Source organism: Tardiphaga sp. 841_E9_N1_2 (assembly GCF_051811065.1).
Classification (GTDB): Bacteria; Pseudomonadota; Alphaproteobacteria; order Rhizobiales; family Xanthobacteraceae; genus Tardiphaga; species Tardiphaga robiniae.
Window position 1 is genome coordinate 3,280,087 of sequence record NZ_JBPWQC010000001.1, and the last position, 18,021, is coordinate 3,298,107.

The window sequence follows — 18,021 nt, forward strand, 5'->3', positions numbered from 1 at the left end:
AGCCACGATCAGTACTCCAGACGTTCGCGGGTCGCCAGAAGGCGATTGAGGATGATGACAGCGGCGCAGACCACCACGAACCACACCGACGCGATGGCGGAAGGATATCCGAGATCAAAGGTGTTCCAGTTGAAAGCGCGCTTATAGACGTAGGTGGACACGGTTTCGGTCGCCCATAGCGGACCGCCCTGGGTCATGATCCAGACCAGGTCGAAGATCTTCATCTTGCCGATGAAGGCAAGAATATAGAGGTTCAGCAAGGTCGGCCGCAGCATCGGCACAATGACGTAGCGCAACTTCGCGCCCCAGCCGCAATTGTCGAGTTCGGATGCTTCCAGCACCTCACGGGGCAGCGAATGGATCGCGGCGAGACAGACCACCATGTTGAAGCCTGCCCATTTCCAGGCATGGGTCACGATGAGTGCGCCGAGCGCCAAATTTGGATCACCGAGCCAGGACGACGCCAGTGCCCCAAGCCCGACGGCGCGCAGCATGGCATTGAGGATTCCCCAGTCGTAGTTGAATATCCACATCCAGAGGATCGCGACGACGACATAGGATAGAAGGACCGGAGTGAACCACGCGACCCGCAGGAAGCGCGCGGCAGGAACGCCCGCATATAGCGCCAGTGCGAGCAGCAGGCCTGTCACAACATCGAGCACGGGCGCGATGAACGACCAGATGAATGTGTTCCGCACCGACACCCAGAACGTCTCGTCGGACATCAGCGCGCGATAGTTATCCAGGCCGACGAAGGTCGCATCGAGACCTTCAATGGTGAAGAAGCTGTCATAGAAGGTTCGAAACGCCGGATAGGCGGTCAGTCCGATATACACCGCCAAAGCCGGCGCCAGAAAGACGGCCAGCACCCACCAGCTCGCCCGGCGCGGATCGGCCAGCGAGGGGGCTGCGTGCTGAGCCCCCTCCTCGGCAGCGGATGGAATGCTGATCGATGTCATTGTTAGTACTCAGCTCTTGAAGCAGGCGCTGTCCATCTTCTCCGCGGCTTCCTGAACGCTCAGAAGGCCAGCCGGAAAAGCGTTGTTCATCACCTGGGTGTAGGTCTCCGCACACTTGGCGCGGTAATACAGCAGCGGCGTGCCGAAGAAGTATTTGACGTTCTTGTTGCGTGCGTTGAGCTCCGCAAAGTAGTCCTTGCGCGGGCTGTTGATCTTGGCCGGGTCGGATTTCAGACCGGTCTGCAGCGAGACCTGCTCCATCCACTTGGTGCCATTCTCGACGGTGGCCATGGATTTCATCAGCGCACCGGCGCAATCCTTGTTCTTGCTCTTTGAATACATCACGAAGCTGCCGGCGACGGCGAGCGTCTTGCAGTCCGGACAAGCGCCCTTGTCCATTGCCGGAAATTGCATGATGCCGAGCGGGAAATTGGCCGGCATGCCACCACCTTCCGGTGGCGCAAAGGCGCGACCCGTGAACCAGCTCGGATCCGGGAAGGTCAGCGCGCCCGGCGTGTTGTAGAAATAGAAGTGGGACTCACCGAGCTTCAGCGTGGAAAAACTCTTCGGATAGGCACCGGCATCGACCAGCCCCTTCATCCAGGTCATGACTTCAACGACGCGCGGATCCTTGAACGACAGCCCACCATTGAGCAGCTTGCCATAGTCCTCGATACCGAGCTTACGCAGCAGCGACTCGAACAGAAGCAAGCCACCCGGGAACGGACGATCGCCGACGCCCTGCGACACCGGGGTGATGCCGGCGGCAACGCCCTTCTTCACCAGATCGGTGAACTGCTCCTGCGTTAGCTGGAACGACGCCGGTACATCCACGCCGACCTTCTTGACCGCGTCCTTGTTGTAGTAGAGCTCGACCGTATAGGCCTCGACCGGCAGGCCGTAGACTTTGCCCTTCGATGTCCAGGCTGGTTTCGACCAGTCCTCGTATTGCGCCAGATCGACATAGCTATCCAGCGGTTCGAGGAAGCCTCCGGCGAGAAATTCCGGCTGATCCGGCTCCATGTAGAAGATGTCGGGCGCCTGCCCGGTCCGCACCGCTGATTTGGCCTGGGTGTAGAGATCCGCTTTCGGGATGAAGCTGAGCTTGACCGAACACTGCTTGTTCGCAGCCTCAAAGTCCTTCACCCGCGTCGTCACCCAATCCTTCTTGGCGGGCTCGTCGGGCCAGTTGCTCCACATCGTGATCTGCGTGGCCTGCGCAAAAGCGGGAGCAGCGCTCGCGATGGTGGCCGCCGCGACAACCGCAGCCAGTCCAATTCTCCGTGCCGTCATGGTGATCTCCTCCGGATGTCTGTTTTTTATTGGGCCGGACCCTGGAACAGGTCCAGGTATATTGTCAATAATAAATATCAAATTCCGCGTTATCAGCGATTATATCCGCTGTATCGAATAGGATTATTGACAATTCCAACGGCGCCGGCGATGTAACGAAGAAAATCGGCTTTGGTGGCCGCAGGGGAAACGACATGTCCAAAGGGCTTCGCAAAGGGCTGACAAACTATGGCGACGCGGGATTTGCGCTATTTCTGCGCAAGGCGTTCATCAAGGCGATGGGCTATTCCGACGATGCGCTGGAGCGCCCGATCGTTGGAATCACCAACACCTACAGCGACTACAATCCGTGCCACGGTAACGTCCCTGCCATCATCGAGGCGGTGAAGCGCGGCGTGATGCTGGCCGGCGCGATGCCCATGGTGTTCCCGACCATCTCGATCCACGAAAGTTTTGCGCACCCCACCTCGATGTTCCTGCGCAACCTGATGGCCATGGACACCGAGGAGATGATCCGCGCGCAGCCGATGGACGCCATCGTGGTCATCGGCGGCTGTGACAAGACGCTGCCGGCCCAGATCATGGCCGCGGCATCCGTCAATCTGCCGACGGTGGTGATCCCTGTCGGCCCCATGGTCGTCGGTCATCACAAGGGTGAGGTGCTCGGCGCCTGTACCGATTGTCGCCGCCTCTGGAGCGCGCACCGCGCCGGCGAGATCGACGCCGAGGAAATCGAGATAGTCAACGAACGCCTCGCGCCCTCCGTCGGAACCTGCATGGTGATGGGTACCGCCAGCACGATGGCCTGCGTCACGGAAGTACTGGGCCTGTCGCTGCCGATGAGCGCGACCATCCCTGCCCCGCACGCCGAACGTTTCCGTCTCGCCGAAGCAAGCGGCAAGCGCGCGGCCGAAATGGCGGTAAGCGGCGGACCACGCCCCTCGGAATTGCTGACACCTGCAGCTTTCCGTAATGCCACCGTTGTCATGCAAGCGATCGGCGGCTCCACCAACGGCATCATTCATCTCACCGCGATCGCCAACCGAACGCCCTATGGTTACGATCTCGACATGCTCGACGAGATCGGTCGCATTGCACCTGTACTGATCGATTTGAAACCCTCGGGCGCTCACTATATGGAACATTTCCATCATGCTGGCGGCGTTCCGAAATTGCTCGCTGAGCTCGGCGATCTCATCGATGGCAGTGCGCCGACGATCGCAGGCAAATCGCTCGGCGAGATCGCGGCCGAAGCTGAGATCGTCCCTGGTCAGGACGTCATCCGGCCGCGCAGCAATCCGATCAAGGCCGAAGGCTCCATGGCCGTGCTGTACGGCAACCTCGCACCAGGCGGCGCGATCATCAAGCGCTCGGCCGCGACGCCGCGACTGTTGCAGCATACCGGCCGCGCCGTGGTGTTTACCTCTGTCGAGGACATGGCACTGCGGATCGACGATCCCGATCTCGACGTAACGGCCGACGACGTTCTGGTGCTGCTGAACACCGGACCCAAAGGCGCACCGGGCATGCCGGAAGCGGGCTACCTGCCGATCCCAAAAAAGCTCGGCCGACAGGGTGTGAAGGACATGGTGCGCATTTCAGATGCCCGCATGAGCGGCACTGCATTTGGCACCATCGTGCTACATATCACGCCCGAATCCGCGGTGGGCGGCCCGCTCGGGCTGGTCCGCGACGGTGATCAGATCAAGCTAGACGTCGATGGGCGGTCCATCAGGCTCCTGGTCGATGAAGCCGAACTCGACAGGCGCCGCGCGGCACGGTCAACGGTTCATGCAAATCTGCCTGACCGCGGATACGCTCGCCTGTTTCAACAGACGGTGACCCAAGCCGACGAAGGCTGCGACTTCGATTTCATGATCGCGAAGAAAAACTGATTGATCGTCTTATTCCACGATAGCGATAGGCGATTTTCCGCTTTGCGCTACGTGCAGTCATTGCAAATTTGGACGGTTGGATTGAGAACGGCTTCTTTCTAGCGCAATCGAAAATATTGTTTCCAGTTCCGCCGTCGCGTTCAGCGATTTCGGTAACGTTGTCAGGGCTATTCCGCTTGGCGACCTTGGTGAGACGACCGCATGTCCCATGAAGACGTACGGTTGTTTCGTGCCAAGGGGCTGCACGAAACAATTGTTCCCGCTGACGAAACCATTCTTTCAAGCGACGCAACCGGCATGAAACACGATCGGACTAACACACAGAGCTATGGCCCGGCGGCCAATGCCGCTCCTCACCGGATTACGCGAGCCAGGATAGCACAGCGCATCTTCGCTGAAGGCTGCTGAGCATTTAGAGACAGCAGAGGCGCAGCGCGTAAAGCGCGGCATCACCGGGGTTCGACGCGCGTGATCGCCGAGAATGGCCTACACGACATTTGACAGGATGCGGAGGCATGATTGTCCGGGACAGACTCAGCGGACTTTTCAGAAAGTATTTTCTGATCCTGTTTGTCGCGGTCTCTGCGCCCGTGGCCATCAGCGGGCTCGTCGAGGCGCGGTTCAGTTACTGGGATCAGCGCGCACGGCTAGACCAGCTTTTAGGCGTGCAGGCCGCCAGTGCCGCATCCGAGATACACGATTTCATCTTCGGTATTGCAGATCAGCTCGGTTGGCTAATCCAGACGCCATGGACGAGCCAACCCGATGAGGGTCGCAAGACCGACGCGCTACGGTTGTTTCGCCAAGCACCGGCTGTTGTAAGCTTGACCCTCTTGGACAACAATTTCAAAGAGCGCTTACATGTCGCCCGTATCGGCCTCAATCGCATCGATAGCCAGATAGATCGCTCTGACGATCCATTAGTCAGGACGGCGCAATCCAACAGGATCGCGTTCAGCGCCATCAGCCTCAATCGGGGCTCGGAGCCGTACATGACAATCGCTGTTGTCGGCAATCGCCGCGCGGTCGGCGGGATCATTGCTGAGGTCAACCTCAAACTCATCTGGAACGTCATCGCTGCGATCAAGGTCGGAAATGCCGGCCACGCGTTTGTCCTGGACCGCGCAGGATGGTTGATCGCCCACCCTGACATAAGCCTGGTACTCCGCGGTGCAGAGGAAGCCACCTCCAGGCCTTTTCGCGCCATTCGCGATAAGATCAGCAATGCGGGCCCGAGTCTGGCAACCGGTGTCGATCTGCGCGGCGACGCAGTCGCCGCCGTGGCAGCTGAGGTCGCCGGGCCAGACTGGACGGTGGTCGTGCAACAGCCGCTATCCGAGGCCTTCGCGCCGATCTATCGCGCGTTCTGGAGGACGATCAGTCTCCTCGTGATAGGCACGCTATTTGCCGGTCTGCTCGCCTACGCACTTGCCCGAAAGATGACCTCACCTATCAGGATTCTCGAGGAGGGCACCAAACGGATTGGTTCCGGCGATTTCGGTCATCGCATTTCCATCCAAACCGGTGACGAATTCCAGCGTCTCGCAAATGCCTTTAATCAGATGTCATCGCAGCTCGCGCTGGCGCAACAGCATCAACAGCAAATCGAGCGATTGAAGCGTTTTTTCGCGCCCCAGGTTGCCGATCTCATCGACAAATCCGGCGACGATAGCGTGCTGGATGGCCGGCGGACCGAAGTAGTTGTGATCTTTTGCGATCTTCGCGGGTTCACAGCGTTCTCCGCCGAGGCGGCTCCTGAACAGGTTATTCAGGTGCTATCGGACTATTACGAAGCCGTTGGGCGTGTAATCACTCAACATGAGGCAACACTCATCAACTTCACGGGTGACGGACTGATGGTGCTCGTCAACGCCCCGGTCGCTGTTTCCGAGCCGGAGCTAAAGGCGCTCGATATCTCAATCGAGATGCAAAACACCGTGCAGCTGCTGATGAACGACTGGCGGATTTGTGGATTCAATATCGGGTTCGGCGTCGGCCTCGCGAGTGGGGCGGCCACGGTCGGCCGTATCGGCTACCAGGATCGGTTCGATTACACGGCTATCGGCAGTGTCGTTAATCTGGCATCGCGGCTGTGCGCATCGGCGGCTGATGGAGAAATCCTGCTGAATGCCGAGTTGGCCGAAGCGATAGGGTGCCGGCGCGCGATCTCAGCGCGAGGCAATCGACGACTGAAGGGATTCGGGGACGCTGTCCCGGTATTCAACGTGGCCTTCCCCCGCGGCAAACCTGCCATGAACAAAGCTGGTCGACGGAACGACGAATGTCACGAATTATGCGCCTCCATCACACCGAACGGTGATGCATGACCCGCACAATCACCGCTTCGCTTTCCCCCGGTCTTCGACAGACACCGGATGGCGCAACAAGGCTCCTTCGCCGGCGAGACGTCCTGGGCCTTCTTGCATGTTCGGCACTTGTGGGTCGCCCGAAGCCTGCGAATGCCTCCCCTCTTCCTGCCATTGGATATCTTTGCCCCGAAACGCCGGAGTTGTTCGCCAGTCGACTCGCTGCATTCCGGGCCGGGTTGCAGGAGGCAGGCTTTGTCGAGGGCGAAAACGTTCGGATCGACTATGCGTGGGCAAACGGCCAGTACGAGCATCTGCCCAGACTTGCGGCCGACTTGGTGAACCGACAGGTCGATGCGATCGTCGCGGCAGGAGGCGCGCAAGCAGCCCTTGCAGCCAAAGGGGCCACCACGACGAAGACCATTGTGTTCGAAATGGGTGGAGATCCTGTGCAAATCGGTGTCGTTGATAGTCTTTCCCGACCTGGTGGAAACATAACAGGCATTTCCAGCCTGAGCGTAGATGTGTCGCCTAAACGCCTCGAACTGATGCATGATATGGATCGCAATGCCCGTACGCTAGCTGTTGCGGTGAATCCAGCCAGCCCGACAGCAGCCTCGCAGTTACAGAACATGACCGCTGCCGCGGACACGCTCGATATCAAGCTTCATGTCGTTCAGGCCAAAACAGAGAGCGATTTCGATCCTCTTTTTGCGACTTTGGCGAAGAACGCAATCAGCGGTGTCGTTTTCACCTCGGATCCATACTTTGCCTTCAGGAGTCGCCCCATCGCACATCTTGCGCTCAAGTATCGCATACCGGCGATCACCCAATCGCGCGACTTCCCAATCGCGGGCGGCCTGATGAGCTACGGAGGCGACTTTGCTCAATCCCATCGACGGGCAGGAGTCTATGCCGGACGCGTTCTCAAAGGTGAGCAGCCTCACGACCTTCCCGTCCAACTGGTCACCAAAGTCGAGCTTGTGATCAACCTCAGGACTGCCGTCCAGCTTGGCCGCGAGTTTCCGTTGTCGCTTGCCATCGGCGCCGATGATGTCGTTGAGTAGCCTCACAGGCCATAGCCAACGTTGCTGTTCAGACGCCTTCTCAATCCAAGGTCCGCTTTACCACGCTACAAGCGGATCTACGATTCTATAGCTCTCCGCCGACCGCAAGAACTGCACCTTTAGAAGGCGTCCGTGCATTGTGGCTAGTCTTGTCATTTGAAAATATCTTGGGCGATCCGTGGAGGCTGCGAGCCGCCGAGCCTTCGTGGCAGCTCATTAACACCGTCGCCGATACCCGAGCTCGACGTCGTTGAATTCCGCACCCAATCCTCAGGCCTCTGATACCCATCTGAGCCCGATCACACCCGCCAGAATGAGCGTGATGCACAGCAGCCGCGTCGGCGAGGCGGATTCGTCGAGCAGCACGATACCCAATACCGCAGTGCCGGCAGCGCCAATGCCCGTCCAGACCGCGTAGGCCGTCCCCATTGGCAATGCCCGGAGCGACATTGACAGCAGAATGACGCTGGATAGACCGGTCGCGACGGTCAGCGCGCTGGGTACGAGCCGTGTGAAGCCGTCAGACCATTTCATGCAGATAGCGAAAGCGATTTCGAGAACGCCGGCGACCCCGAGAATGGCCCATGCCATGGCGGATACTCCGTTGATTGATTTGCCAGCCACTCCGGCCAAGCAAGGTTCGGTGATCAATCGCCAGCGCTGCGGCGCAGATAGCGGCCCCGCGCTGGCGATACGGATTCAGGCTCCGGCGACAGCAGCCACTGCGGCGGGAATAGAGCGGAAACCGACGCCGAAGCGGTTAAAGGCATTCATCAGACCGATCGCATAGCTGAGATCGGCGATTTCCTTGTCGCTAAACTCCGCGGCGACAGCCTCATAGTCGGACTGTGGAATGCCGGTCTCAGCCACGCGCGTCACGGTTTCCGCCCACGCAAGCGCGGCCTGTTCACGCTGTGTAAACAACGCTGAAGCGTCGCGCCATACTGGCACCAGCACGAGCTTCTCGATCGCAATGCTGGATTTGAGTAAGTCGCGGGTATGCATGTCGACGCAATAGGCGCAGCCATTGATCTGCGAGACCCTGAGATAGACGAGATTGATCAATTCCGTCGGAAGGCCGCTTTTCTGAATATAGATATAGACGCCTCCGAATGCCCGGTACCCCTCAGGCGAGGCTTTTGCGTAGTCGATACGGTCGGTCATGATGAATTCCTTTCAAGTGTTGGTTGAAGGATTCCATCGTGCGTTATCGTGGCCTATGTCAGAAGGTCCATATTATGGCTTACGGCCTGGGCCAAGATCGTCGCCCGGCCGATGCGTCCCACACGTATCAGAGACGGTTTTCATGACGATCACATCAAGGTCAGGATACGCTTGCCGAAGTTTTCGGCGGTGCGCTGTGAATCAATATTCGTAAAATTGAGAAGCAGCGCCGAGGCGGTCTGCTCGCCGGAGATCCAGTCCGTCAGCGCCTCTGCATACAGCCCATCCTTTCGCATGCGCGTAACAAGCCGACTGTCAGAGCGCTGGCCCTGTAGACGCAGGATCAGATGCATTCCGCCAGGCGATGAGTCGATCCGCACGTATTTCCCCAGCACGCCCTCCAAACCGGCTTTTGTTGCTTCACGCCTTTCGGCATAGAGCTTGCGCATCCGCTGAATATGGCGGGCGAAATGGCCTTCGGTGATAAAAGCCGTGACGATCGTCTGTGTCAGCTCCGGATTGCCAGCAGCCAACACCTGACTGATCTGTTCGAAGCGTTCGACCTGTGACGGCGGCACGACCAGATAGGCGAGCCTAAGGCTGGGGAACAGCACCTTGCTGAAGGTTCCTGCATAAAGAACGCGCCCGTCCCGATCGAGGCTCTTCAATGCGGGCAAAGGACGGCTCACATAGCGATACTCGCCGTCATAGTCGTCCTCAACGATCCACGCGTTGTTCCGTGTCGCCCAGTCTAGCAACGCCATTCGCCGTGGCAGTGTTAAGGACACGCATAGAGGACTCTGATGCGCCGGCGTAACTACTGCTGCGCGCGCGCGCGGTGCGAGCCTGATGCCATCGGAAACCATCATGCCGTCGCGATCCACTGGGATCGGCACCGTCGTCGTGTTCATATGACGTAGGATCTCGCGCGTCGGCGGATAGCCGGGGTCTTCGACCCAGACGCGATCGCCTGCCTTCAACAAGGCATGCCCGATCAGTTCAATGGTGTGGCGATATCCCGATGTCAGGAATATTTGGGAGGGCGAGCAGTCGATCCCGCGCGAGACCTGGAGATACGCTGCGATCTCGGCACGCAGGGGCGGCAGCCCGTAGATCGCGGGATGCACCATCGCGGATGGCTGCATCGCGCGTACGCAGCGTGCGCCGAGACGAGCCCAGATCTTGCGTGGAAACATGTCCAGTGCCGGCAGACCCATCTGAAACGGCAAAATCGTATCCGGGCGAAAGCTCGTTGCAGCGAGGCTAGTATCAACCTGACGGATTGGGCTCGGAACGGGGGCTTGCAGCTTGAGCCCGGGCGTAACGATGGTGCCGGCCTGTCCCTTGGCCTGAATGTAGCCCTCGGCGGCCAATAGCGAATAGGCGGTCTCGATCGTCCCGCGCGCCAACCCAAGTTCCTTGGTCAGAGCCCGAGCAGAAGGAATGCGGTCGCCCGGCTTCAATGAACCGCTAGCAATTGCATTGCGGACCCGATTGTAGATTTGGCGATAGAACGGCTCCGCCGCGGCTGGATCCAGCGGCGAGAACTTGCCGGCCTTCAAAATGGTCATGGCGCCGACTCTGCGGATGCGTTTGCTCGACGATAGCATTAGTCCGAACGACAATCATGGCCTAGTCACGCGATTGTTTCATGGACCTTGGATGCGGGGCGAGCGGCCTGCAATGATCGCGACATCCCAGACCGCATTTCTCCAACACCGAAAGAAACGGAAGATGAAAATCCTTCATGTGATTTGCAGTCCGCGCGGGCATGCCTCCGAGAGCCGCAAGCTTTCGCGCAGGATTATCGATTTCCTATTGAAACGCGATCCAACCGCGATGGTTGTCAATCGCGAGATTGGCGGCGGCGGGTTGCCGCACATCGACAGCTGTTACGCGACGGCTCTTGGCTCTACGCAAGAATCCTCCGCCGAAAGGGATCCGAGCGGATCGATATCGCAATCCGATGAGCTCATTCGCGAGCTCGAGAGTTCGGATTGCGTGGTCATTGCGACACCAATGCATAACTTCACCGTACCCTCAACGCTGAAGGCGTGGATCGATCATGTCGTGCGCGTCCGTCGCACGTTCCGGGCGACCCCAGATGGATATGTCGGGCTGCTCCGGGACCGCCCGGTCTTCGTGGCCGTATCGTCAGGCGGACGATATTCAGGTCAAAGGGCGCATCAGCCGGATTTTTTAACGCCTTATCTTCGAGCGAGCCTCGGTACCATTGGGCTGCGCGACCTTGTCTTCTTTGCCATCGAAGGCACGGCACTCGCGCCGGATACTTTGGCCGACGCCAGGACCACAACTGATCAGGCGCTTCAGAGCTACTTTGCCCAGTCAGGCAGTGTGCCGACACACGCGCCGATGGTCGTGTGATCCATGCACCGCGGAGCGGTCATGGCCCAGTGCACAAGGCAGTTCTTGGTTCTTACGAATGAAGCCGAATGGCAACACATCGAGCGTCTTGACGCGAAACCATGAAAGGAATGAACCATGTCGAAATTGCTCCCAATGATCACCGCAGCGACCCTCACGCTTGGCGCTTCGATCTCTCCCGCGGCCACACATGAAGATGTAGCTCGACCAATAGCCGAGATCGGCTTTGTCACACTCAACAAGGACATCACAGTGCGACAGATGCTGATCCGCAACCCACGATCAAAGGGCGTCGTGCTTTTGCTGCATGGCTTTCCCGAAACGCTCCACACCTGGCAACCCGTTGCCGAGTCCCTTTCTGATGAATACGAAGTCCATGCATTCGATTGGCCAGGCTATGGTCAGTCTTCACGGCCGTCGACCGACAAGTTCTCCTACGCGCCCAGCGACTACGCGCGCGTACTGAAGGAATATATCGTTAAGGCGGGCATCGAATCGTCGAAGCTAATCATTTATGCGACCGACATCGGGGCCCTGCCCGCACTTCTCGCGGCGCTTGAAGAGCCCGGCATTGCACGTACGATCATTGTCGGGGATTTCGCCCCGTTCAATCGCCCACAATATATGCATGAACGCCTGCGCGACCTGAAGGCGCCCGCGACGTCGGACCAGATCCGTACTCGATATTACCAGAATAGCGGCCAGGTTATCGAGAACGCCTTCAAGGGCGGACTGCCCATTGAATCGCAGTTCTTCATCTCAACGACTTTCAAGCAGGATATGCTGACGGGGTGGAGTCAGGGCGCGCTGACCTCTGGCGATGCCTTCTATCATTATTATTCGCACTTCACGCGCGACGAGGAATATCTTGAGGCCAATATTTCACGGCTCACAACCCCGGTGAAAGTCGTTTGGGGTGAGAAGGACATCTACATCGGCAAGCAGATGGGTATCGAGTTTGCGACGAAAGCAAAGGCCGACTTCACCGTGCTCTCTGGCATTGGCCACTACGCCCATCTCCAGGACCCCAAACGGGTCGCCGCCGAAATTCGCGCCGCGGTTAGATAAAATCTCTCTCGCGACAGCGTTCCGAAGTCAAATAGCACCATGTGGACAACGGCCCACATGGCGGTGCGCTTTTCTAATGGCTCACAACAAGCATGTTGGCTCCCGAAGTGGCACAGGCACTGCCAACTCACATCGTGTCCGCTTTGCGCCGAAAGCTGCCATTTGGCTATTCTGGAACGACTATGTCCTGGGTTCACGCACGCGAAACGCAACAGACTGGCTATCCAAGACGGCGACGCCAACGTTCGGTCGGTTCGACTGTAGTCCCGCAACGATGCAATCTCATCGTCGTATGCGTCGCCCTGGTCCGAGCACTCCCAATAAAAGGTTCAAGCTAGCCCTCGCATGAAGAGCAGCTTTTGTCTTCCCTGATCCATTTTCATTATTGCCTGCAATTCGAAATGAATTCCCTGTTCGATGGCACAGGGAATTCGACGATTTTCCCCTTTAATCCGCTGAATGGATGGGTCGAAAATGAACACCGGTGTCGAAAATCGCAAATTCCCTGTAAAATACCCTGTTTGCAGGGAATTGACACGGAGACAGGTGCGAACGGCACTCCCGCCCCAGCCAAATTCAACAATAAAATCAACCACCTGAGTTTTAGAGCTATTCCATTCCGGAAAGTGGTCCCTGCCCATTCCGGAAAACTGTTGTCAGAACGTTCTCGGATTGAGCCAAAAAAGAGCGCCTGCGAGGGCGCTTTTTCGTCAATTCCATAACGGCTAAACATGCGATGGCTCGGCCCGTTTGAACGCCACGTGTACCTGTTTCGCCAGACGGCGACGCAAGCCGATGAAGACTGTAATTTCGACTTCACGATCGATAGGAAGAACTAAGGGCACTATCGGCGACACCGCGTGTGGTCACACATGATCGCCCATTATCCACAAAGTGTGAACATCAACAGATCTGTCATTACAGCGTGTTGGCGCCGCCAAGCACGGCCGTAAATTCATGCGAGAAGGTGCAGCCATTGCCATGAGCGATCGCGATCTCGGCACCCGCGATCTGCCGTGCGCCGGCATTGCCGCGCAATTGCTCCGTCGCTTCGATGAGCGTGAACAGCCCATACATGCCTGGATGTGCAAACGACAATCCACCGCCATTGGTATTGACCGGCAGAGCGCCACCCGGCGCGATCCGACCGCCGGAGACAAACGCGCCGCCCTCGCCTTTCTTGCAGAATCTCATGTCTTCCAGGAACATGATGACATTGATGGTGAAGGCGTCGTAGAGCTGCAACACATCGACATCAGCCGTGGTGATGCCCGCCATCTCAAACGCGCGCGGCGCGCATTCGGCCGTCGGCGTCGTACAGAAATCCGGGATCTGCGAGACCTCGCGGCTCCAGCTCGCCCCGGCGCCGCCGAGGAAATAGACCGGCTTGTGCTTCAGCGCTTTCGCTCGATCGGGACTGGTGACGATGACCGCCGCACCGCCATCACTCATCAGACAGCAATCCAGCCGCGAGAGCGGATCGGCCACCAGCGGCGATGCCAGCACGTCTTCGATGGTCAGCGGTGCCTTCATCGTCGCATCGGGATGCAGCTGTGCCCATTGCCGCGCGGCCACGGCAACTTCCGCCATCTGCGCGCGCGTGGTGCCATATTCATACATGTGCCGCGCGGCGCACATCGCGTAGCCGGGCAGCGGCGACATCAGGCCGTAGACTTTCTCGAAGGTCGGCAGTTCGTGGATGCCGAAGGTGCCGGCTTGTTTGAGGTTGGAGCCATAGGCGATCAGCACCGTGGTGCAGAGCCCTGCCTCGATGGCCATGGTCGCCTGCAGGAGATGTGACAGGAAGGACGAGCCGCCGGTCATGTCGGAGCAGGCCCATTTCGGGCGGATGCCGAGATACTCACCCATCGAGAGCGTCGGGAACATGTGATACAGCGTGCCACCGCAGATACCATCGATGTCCTTCAACTGCAGACCCGCATCGGCGACCGCGCGCGCAGTGGCGCCGGCCATCAGATCCATCGCCGACATCCCCCGGCGCACGGCCGAGGCCGTAGGTGCCGATACCGAAGATGGCGCTCTTGCCACGCAACGAGGATGCGGTCATGGCGCGGCTCCCACGGGACGAAACAGCACGATGGGCTGCTCGCTATTGGCATAGGTGCCGAAATCCACCGGCGCGATCACCGCCTGCAGGCGCATGCCGATATGAACCTCATCCGGCGCGCACGCGATGACGCGGCTAAGCATGCGGACGCCCTCATCGAGTTCGACGACGCAGGCGTTGGTGTCGCCGCCGTGCTTCGCGGGCCGCCGCATGATGGTGGTCGAATAGACCGTGCCGAAGCCACTAACTTCGACGAATTCGAGATCGTCTGCGCCGCTGCGGGGCGCGATCAAGCGCGGATAGAACACATATTCGCCGGTCGAGCGCGAACGCTGGATCATCAGTCTGCCCGCGCGCAGATGGGCCCAGAACTGTCCTTCGGGACCAAGCCCGGTCGCCGGCGAGGTTGCTGTCGTCATGTCCACTCCGCTTCCTGCAGCGACCGCCAGTTGATCTTGTTGCTCTCCGAGCGCGGCAGGTTATCGACCAGCACCACCGAGCGTGGCGTCTTGTAGTTGGCCATGGCCCCACGCGCCCAGCCGATGATGTCGTCTGCCGTTGTCGACGCTTTGGCCGCATCATGCAGGACCACCAGCGCCTTCACCGACTCGCCGCGATAGCTGTCCGGCGTCGAAATGATGCAGCACTCCTTGATGGCGGGATGGCCATACATGATGGATTCGACTTCCGCCGGCCAAACCTTGAAGCCACTGACATTGATCATCCGCTTCAGCCGGTCGACAGCGAAGAAATAGCCGTCGCGGTCGCGATAGCCGAGATCGCCCGTACGTAGAAAGCGCTTGCCACCCAGCGTGACGAATGCGGCCTCGTTCGCTTCGGGCTTGTTCCAGTAGTTCTGCAGCACCTGCGGGCCGTTGACCACGATCTCGCCAATTGCGTCGCTGCCGAGCTCGGTCAGCGTGTCGGGATCGATGATCCGCGCGTCGGTCTGGTGCACGGCGATGCCGAGGCACTGGCGCCTTGGCGCTTCCATCGGATTGATGTGGGTCGGCGACATGGTCTCGGTCATGCCGTAGCCTTCGACGAATTCGAGGCTAAAGCGGGTCTTCAGCCGCTCGGCCACCGCCACCGGCATCGCCGCGCCACCTCCGGTGATGACCTTGAGCTTTGTAAAACATTCTTCGCGGAATGTCGGGCTGGAGAGCACGTCGACGATCATGGTCGGCGCCGCGTTCCAGAACGTCACGCCATGGGCTTCGAACAATGGCGGGATCAGGTCCTTATCCCAGCGCGCCATCAGCATCAGCGTCGCGCCGATCGAGATCGCCGCATTCATCGAGCCCTGCATGCCCGCCACATGAAAGAACGGCTGCACGCCAGTCAGCACGTCGTCGCCACCGAGCCGGTACCAGCGCGCTTGCAACACCGCCGTGAACAGGACGCTGCTGTGCAGATGCATGCAGGCCTTCGGCTTGCCTGTCGTGCCGGATGTGTAAGGGAATAGGCAGAGGTCGGCGGACGTCGCGGTCATCGGCGTCGGCACTTCGTTGCGGGACAACACGTAGTCCCATGCACGCCAGCCCGGTACGGTGGGGCATGATCCGTTCTGCGTTACGCAGGCCGGCAACGCGTAAGGCGTGGTTTCGGGAACGTAGTCGCGATAGTGTGCGACGATGATGCTGTTGATGGCTTGTCCGACCAGCGGCGCGAAGACATCGACAAGATCGCTACCGATGATCGCCACGCTCGCGCCGCTGTCGGACGCCATGTAGTCGAGTTCGGCGGTCTTGTTCATCGGGTTGATCGGCACCACGACCGCGTCGGCCCGCATGACGGCGTAGTACGAGATCACATATTGCGGCGAATTCTGAAGCGCGACCATGACGCGGTCACCGCGCTTCACGCCGCAGATGTTCTGCAGATAGCCGGCGAGTGCGTCGACCTGCCGCAGCAATTCCGCATAGGTGACAACACCGCCATAGAACAGTGTGGCCGGGTGATCCGGCCGTGCGGTCGCGGCCCGCACCAGCGCGTTGTAGAGGACGCCCTCGGGCAACGGCAGCGTGTGCGGCTCGTCGGGTGGCCAGAACGGAGAGACGTCACTCACGGCAAGCCTCCTGACAGGTACATTTCAGCAATTAATCAGGCGAAGAAGTGCCAGACCTTGGCAATGATCTGCCAGCGGCCATCGATCTTGATGAAGGAGAGTTCGTTGACGAAGCGCTTCGGCAGATACATGTCCCTGACGCGGGCATGGGCCGTTGTCGGCGATGCCACCGACACGCTCACGATCTCGTCCTCGCGCGGGTCGCCCCGCGACGCCGATGACGGCCGCGCGGCAACCATGCCCATATAGGTTTCGAGATCGAGATTGACGAGCGTGCCATCGGTTGCCGAGGATAGCCGCACCTGCGGGTGCAACACCCGACGGAAGCCGGCGACATCACCGTGATACAGCGCTTCGAAATAGCCGGCGATGACGGCGCGGATGTCCTGTTCGTCTTGCATCTTCAAGTCTCGGTTGTCGCGTATGTCAGTTGAGGCCGCCGGAACGCGCATGTTCCTGGTCGGCAAGTTCGAGTCCGTGGTCGAGCGCTTCGAGCAGCCGCTCGGCATCCTGCTCGCTGATGATCAGCGGCGGCGCCAGGAACAGTGAGGTCTGCTCGCCGCTGGTGCCGATCACGGCTCCGGCTTCCATCGCCCGCGCGGCAACACGCGAGGCAATCGGATTTTCCGTGGTGTCGGCAGCCCATGAACGCCAGTCGGGCCCGTGTAGTTCGACGGTCCAGTGCAGGCCCCGGCCTGCAACGCGGCTGACGCTCGGATGGCGACGGGCGATTTCCAGCAGGCGCTTGGTGAAGAACACTTCCATGGCGCGCACGCGCGCCAGAATATCCTCTTCCGTCACCACATTGAGATAGGCACTGATGGCGGCCATGCTGATCGGATGGCCGCGCAGCGTGCCGTAATTCTGCCAGCTCGATCCCTTGAGCTGCTCGACGATCTTCTTGGACACGACCACGGCCGCGACCGCCGCAGCCCCGCCGCCAAGCGACTTGCCCATGGTCACGATATCCGGACGGCTCTGCGCACCCTGGAAAGCGAACCAGCGGCCGGAGCGTCCGGCGCCCGTGACGACTTCGTCGGCAATCCAGATCGAATTTGCTTTCGCGGCGTGATCGGCGACTTCGTCCTGATAGTCGCCGTCGTAGTAATTGCCGCCCTGCGTGTAGTCGATGATGGTCGCCGCCGTATCCGCCAGAATAGTGCCAGCATCGGCGAGCACGTCCTTGACTGGCTGGTTGCTCAGCGGCGCGCCATAGATCGCCCCGTCAGGTGCAGGCAGGATCTTCACCGGCGCCATCGGGGCCGGCAGACGCGAACCGCCGGCCTGCACGGCAAGCCCACCATGCCAGTGCGGCTGCACGGTCATGCTGCGCGACAGACCGACGAGGCCATGATAGGCGCGCTCGCGCGTCGCCAATGCCGTCTTCTGCGACAGCGCCTGACACAGCGATAACGCCATGTCGTTGGCCTCGCTGCCGCTGATGCAGAAGCGTACCCCGCCGACCCAATCCTCTTCGCCCGCAAAGGCGGTGCCGATCAGATCATCGGCGGCTTTCTCGCGGCCGATCCAGGTCCAGCCTTCGTTGACGACCGGCGTATCCGCGGCTGCACGAATGGCTTCCACCATTTTCGGGTGGCGATGGCCGAGCCCGCCGCCGGTGTTGCTGCCGTCGATCAGGCGACGCCCATCCTGCAGATGGAAATACACGCCTTCGCCGCCAACCACGGTCAGGGGTGCGCTATCGCCGGCATTGAGGCCCGTCCGCAAAAGTCTGCTCATCGATTATC

17 protein-coding genes are annotated in these 18,021 nt (G+C 59.7%); 6 read left to right on the top strand and 11 right to left on the bottom strand.

Annotation, left to right across the window (positions count from 1 at the left end):
* Positions 1-8: 8 nt before the first annotated feature.
* Complete coding sequence (locus AB8A50_RS15845) at positions 9-959, bottom strand: carbohydrate ABC transporter permease (RefSeq protein WP_093760900.1); 951 nt, start codon at positions 957-959, stop codon at positions 9-11.
* 9 nt (positions 960-968) lie between these two features.
* Complete coding sequence (locus AB8A50_RS15850) at positions 969-2,252, bottom strand: ABC transporter substrate-binding protein (protein ID WP_120288873.1); 1,284 nt, start codon at positions 2,250-2,252, stop codon at positions 969-971.
* A 194-nt stretch (positions 2,253-2,446) separates the two neighbouring features.
* Here AB8A50_RS15850 and AB8A50_RS15855 point away from each other — a divergent pair, with 194 nt between their 5' ends.
* From AB8A50_RS15855 to AB8A50_RS15870, 4 genes are all read left to right on the top strand, one after another.
* A complete protein-coding gene (locus AB8A50_RS15855) occupies positions 2,447-4,147 on the top strand; it encodes an IlvD/Edd family dehydratase (protein ID WP_439078246.1) in 1,701 nt (566 codons plus the stop codon).
* Between the two features lie 201 nt (positions 4,148-4,348).
* A complete protein-coding gene (locus AB8A50_RS15860; protein WP_439078247.1) occupies positions 4,349-4,555 on the top strand; it encodes a hypothetical protein in 207 nt (68 codons plus the stop codon).
* Between the two features lie 107 nt (positions 4,556-4,662).
* Positions 4,663-6,474 carry an adenylate/guanylate cyclase domain-containing protein gene (locus AB8A50_RS15865; protein ID WP_439078248.1) on the top strand — a complete coding sequence of 604 codons (1,812 nt, stop codon included), beginning with the start codon at positions 4,663-4,665 and terminating at the stop codon, positions 6,472-6,474.
* Complete coding sequence (locus AB8A50_RS15870; protein ID WP_439078249.1) at positions 6,471-7,520, top strand: ABC transporter substrate-binding protein; 1,050 nt, start codon at positions 6,471-6,473, stop codon at positions 7,518-7,520. Before AB8A50_RS15865 ends, AB8A50_RS15870 begins: the two co-directional genes overlap by 4 nt.
* Before the next feature lie 270 nt (positions 7,521-7,790).
* On the opposite strand, the gene AB8A50_RS15875 is transcribed toward AB8A50_RS15870, so the two are convergent.
* From AB8A50_RS15875 to AB8A50_RS15885, 3 genes are all read right to left on the bottom strand, one after another.
* On the bottom strand, positions 7,791-8,111 hold the full coding sequence (locus tag AB8A50_RS15875; RefSeq protein WP_439078250.1) for a DMT family transporter: 321 nt from the start codon (positions 8,109-8,111) through the stop codon (positions 7,791-7,793).
* Between the two features lie 108 nt (positions 8,112-8,219).
* Positions 8,220-8,684 (bottom strand): carboxymuconolactone decarboxylase family protein, encoded by a 465-nt coding sequence (locus AB8A50_RS15880; RefSeq protein ID WP_439078251.1) that lies wholly within the window; start codon positions 8,682-8,684, stop codon positions 8,220-8,222.
* 149 nt (positions 8,685-8,833) lie between these two features.
* Positions 8,834-10,255 carry a PLP-dependent aminotransferase family protein gene (locus tag AB8A50_RS15885; protein WP_439078252.1) on the bottom strand — a complete coding sequence of 474 codons (1,422 nt, stop codon included), beginning with the start codon at positions 10,253-10,255 and terminating at the stop codon, positions 8,834-8,836.
* A gap of 112 nt (positions 10,256-10,367) precedes the next feature.
* On the opposite strand from AB8A50_RS15885, the gene AB8A50_RS15890 reads away from it, so the two are divergent.
* Positions 10,368-11,069 (top strand): FMN-dependent NADH-azoreductase, encoded by a 702-nt coding sequence (locus AB8A50_RS15890; protein WP_439078253.1) that lies wholly within the window; start codon positions 10,368-10,370, stop codon positions 11,067-11,069.
* 117 nt (positions 11,070-11,186) lie between these two features.
* Positions 11,187-12,137: an alpha/beta fold hydrolase gene (locus tag AB8A50_RS15895; RefSeq protein ID WP_439078254.1), complete on the top strand. Its 951-nt coding sequence runs from the start codon at positions 11,187-11,189 to the stop codon at positions 12,135-12,137.
* 329 nt (positions 12,138-12,466) lie between these two features.
* Here AB8A50_RS15895 and AB8A50_RS15900 read toward each other — a convergent pair whose 3' ends face one another.
* The 6 genes from AB8A50_RS15900 to AB8A50_RS15925 form a co-directional block, all read right to left on the bottom strand.
* Positions 12,467-12,733, bottom strand: a complete 267-nt coding sequence (locus AB8A50_RS15900) for a hypothetical protein (protein ID WP_439078255.1) — start codon at positions 12,731-12,733, stop codon at positions 12,467-12,469.
* A gap of 322 nt (positions 12,734-13,055) precedes the next feature.
* Positions 13,056-14,120 carry an acetyl-CoA acetyltransferase gene (locus tag AB8A50_RS15905; protein WP_439078256.1) on the bottom strand — a complete coding sequence of 355 codons (1,065 nt, stop codon included), beginning with the start codon at positions 14,118-14,120 and terminating at the stop codon, positions 13,056-13,058.
* A gap of 81 nt (positions 14,121-14,201) precedes the next feature.
* Positions 14,202-14,624 carry a Zn-ribbon domain-containing OB-fold protein gene (locus tag AB8A50_RS15910; RefSeq protein ID WP_439078257.1) on the bottom strand — a complete coding sequence of 141 codons (423 nt, stop codon included), beginning with the start codon at positions 14,622-14,624 and terminating at the stop codon, positions 14,202-14,204.
* Entirely contained in the window at positions 14,621-16,273 is a 1,653-nt protein-coding gene (locus tag AB8A50_RS15915; protein ID WP_439078258.1) for a long-chain-fatty-acid--CoA ligase, read from the bottom strand. The genes AB8A50_RS15910 and AB8A50_RS15915 overlap by 4 nt, the downstream gene beginning before the upstream one ends.
* A 35-nt stretch (positions 16,274-16,308) precedes the next feature.
* Entirely contained in the window at positions 16,309-16,674 is a 366-nt protein-coding gene (locus AB8A50_RS15920) for a nuclear transport factor 2 family protein (RefSeq protein WP_439078259.1), read from the bottom strand.
* A gap of 25 nt (positions 16,675-16,699) precedes the next feature.
* Complete coding sequence (locus AB8A50_RS15925; RefSeq protein WP_439078260.1) at positions 16,700-18,013, bottom strand: aminotransferase class III-fold pyridoxal phosphate-dependent enzyme; 1,314 nt, start codon at positions 18,011-18,013, stop codon at positions 16,700-16,702.
* Positions 18,014-18,021 lie beyond the last annotated feature (8 nt).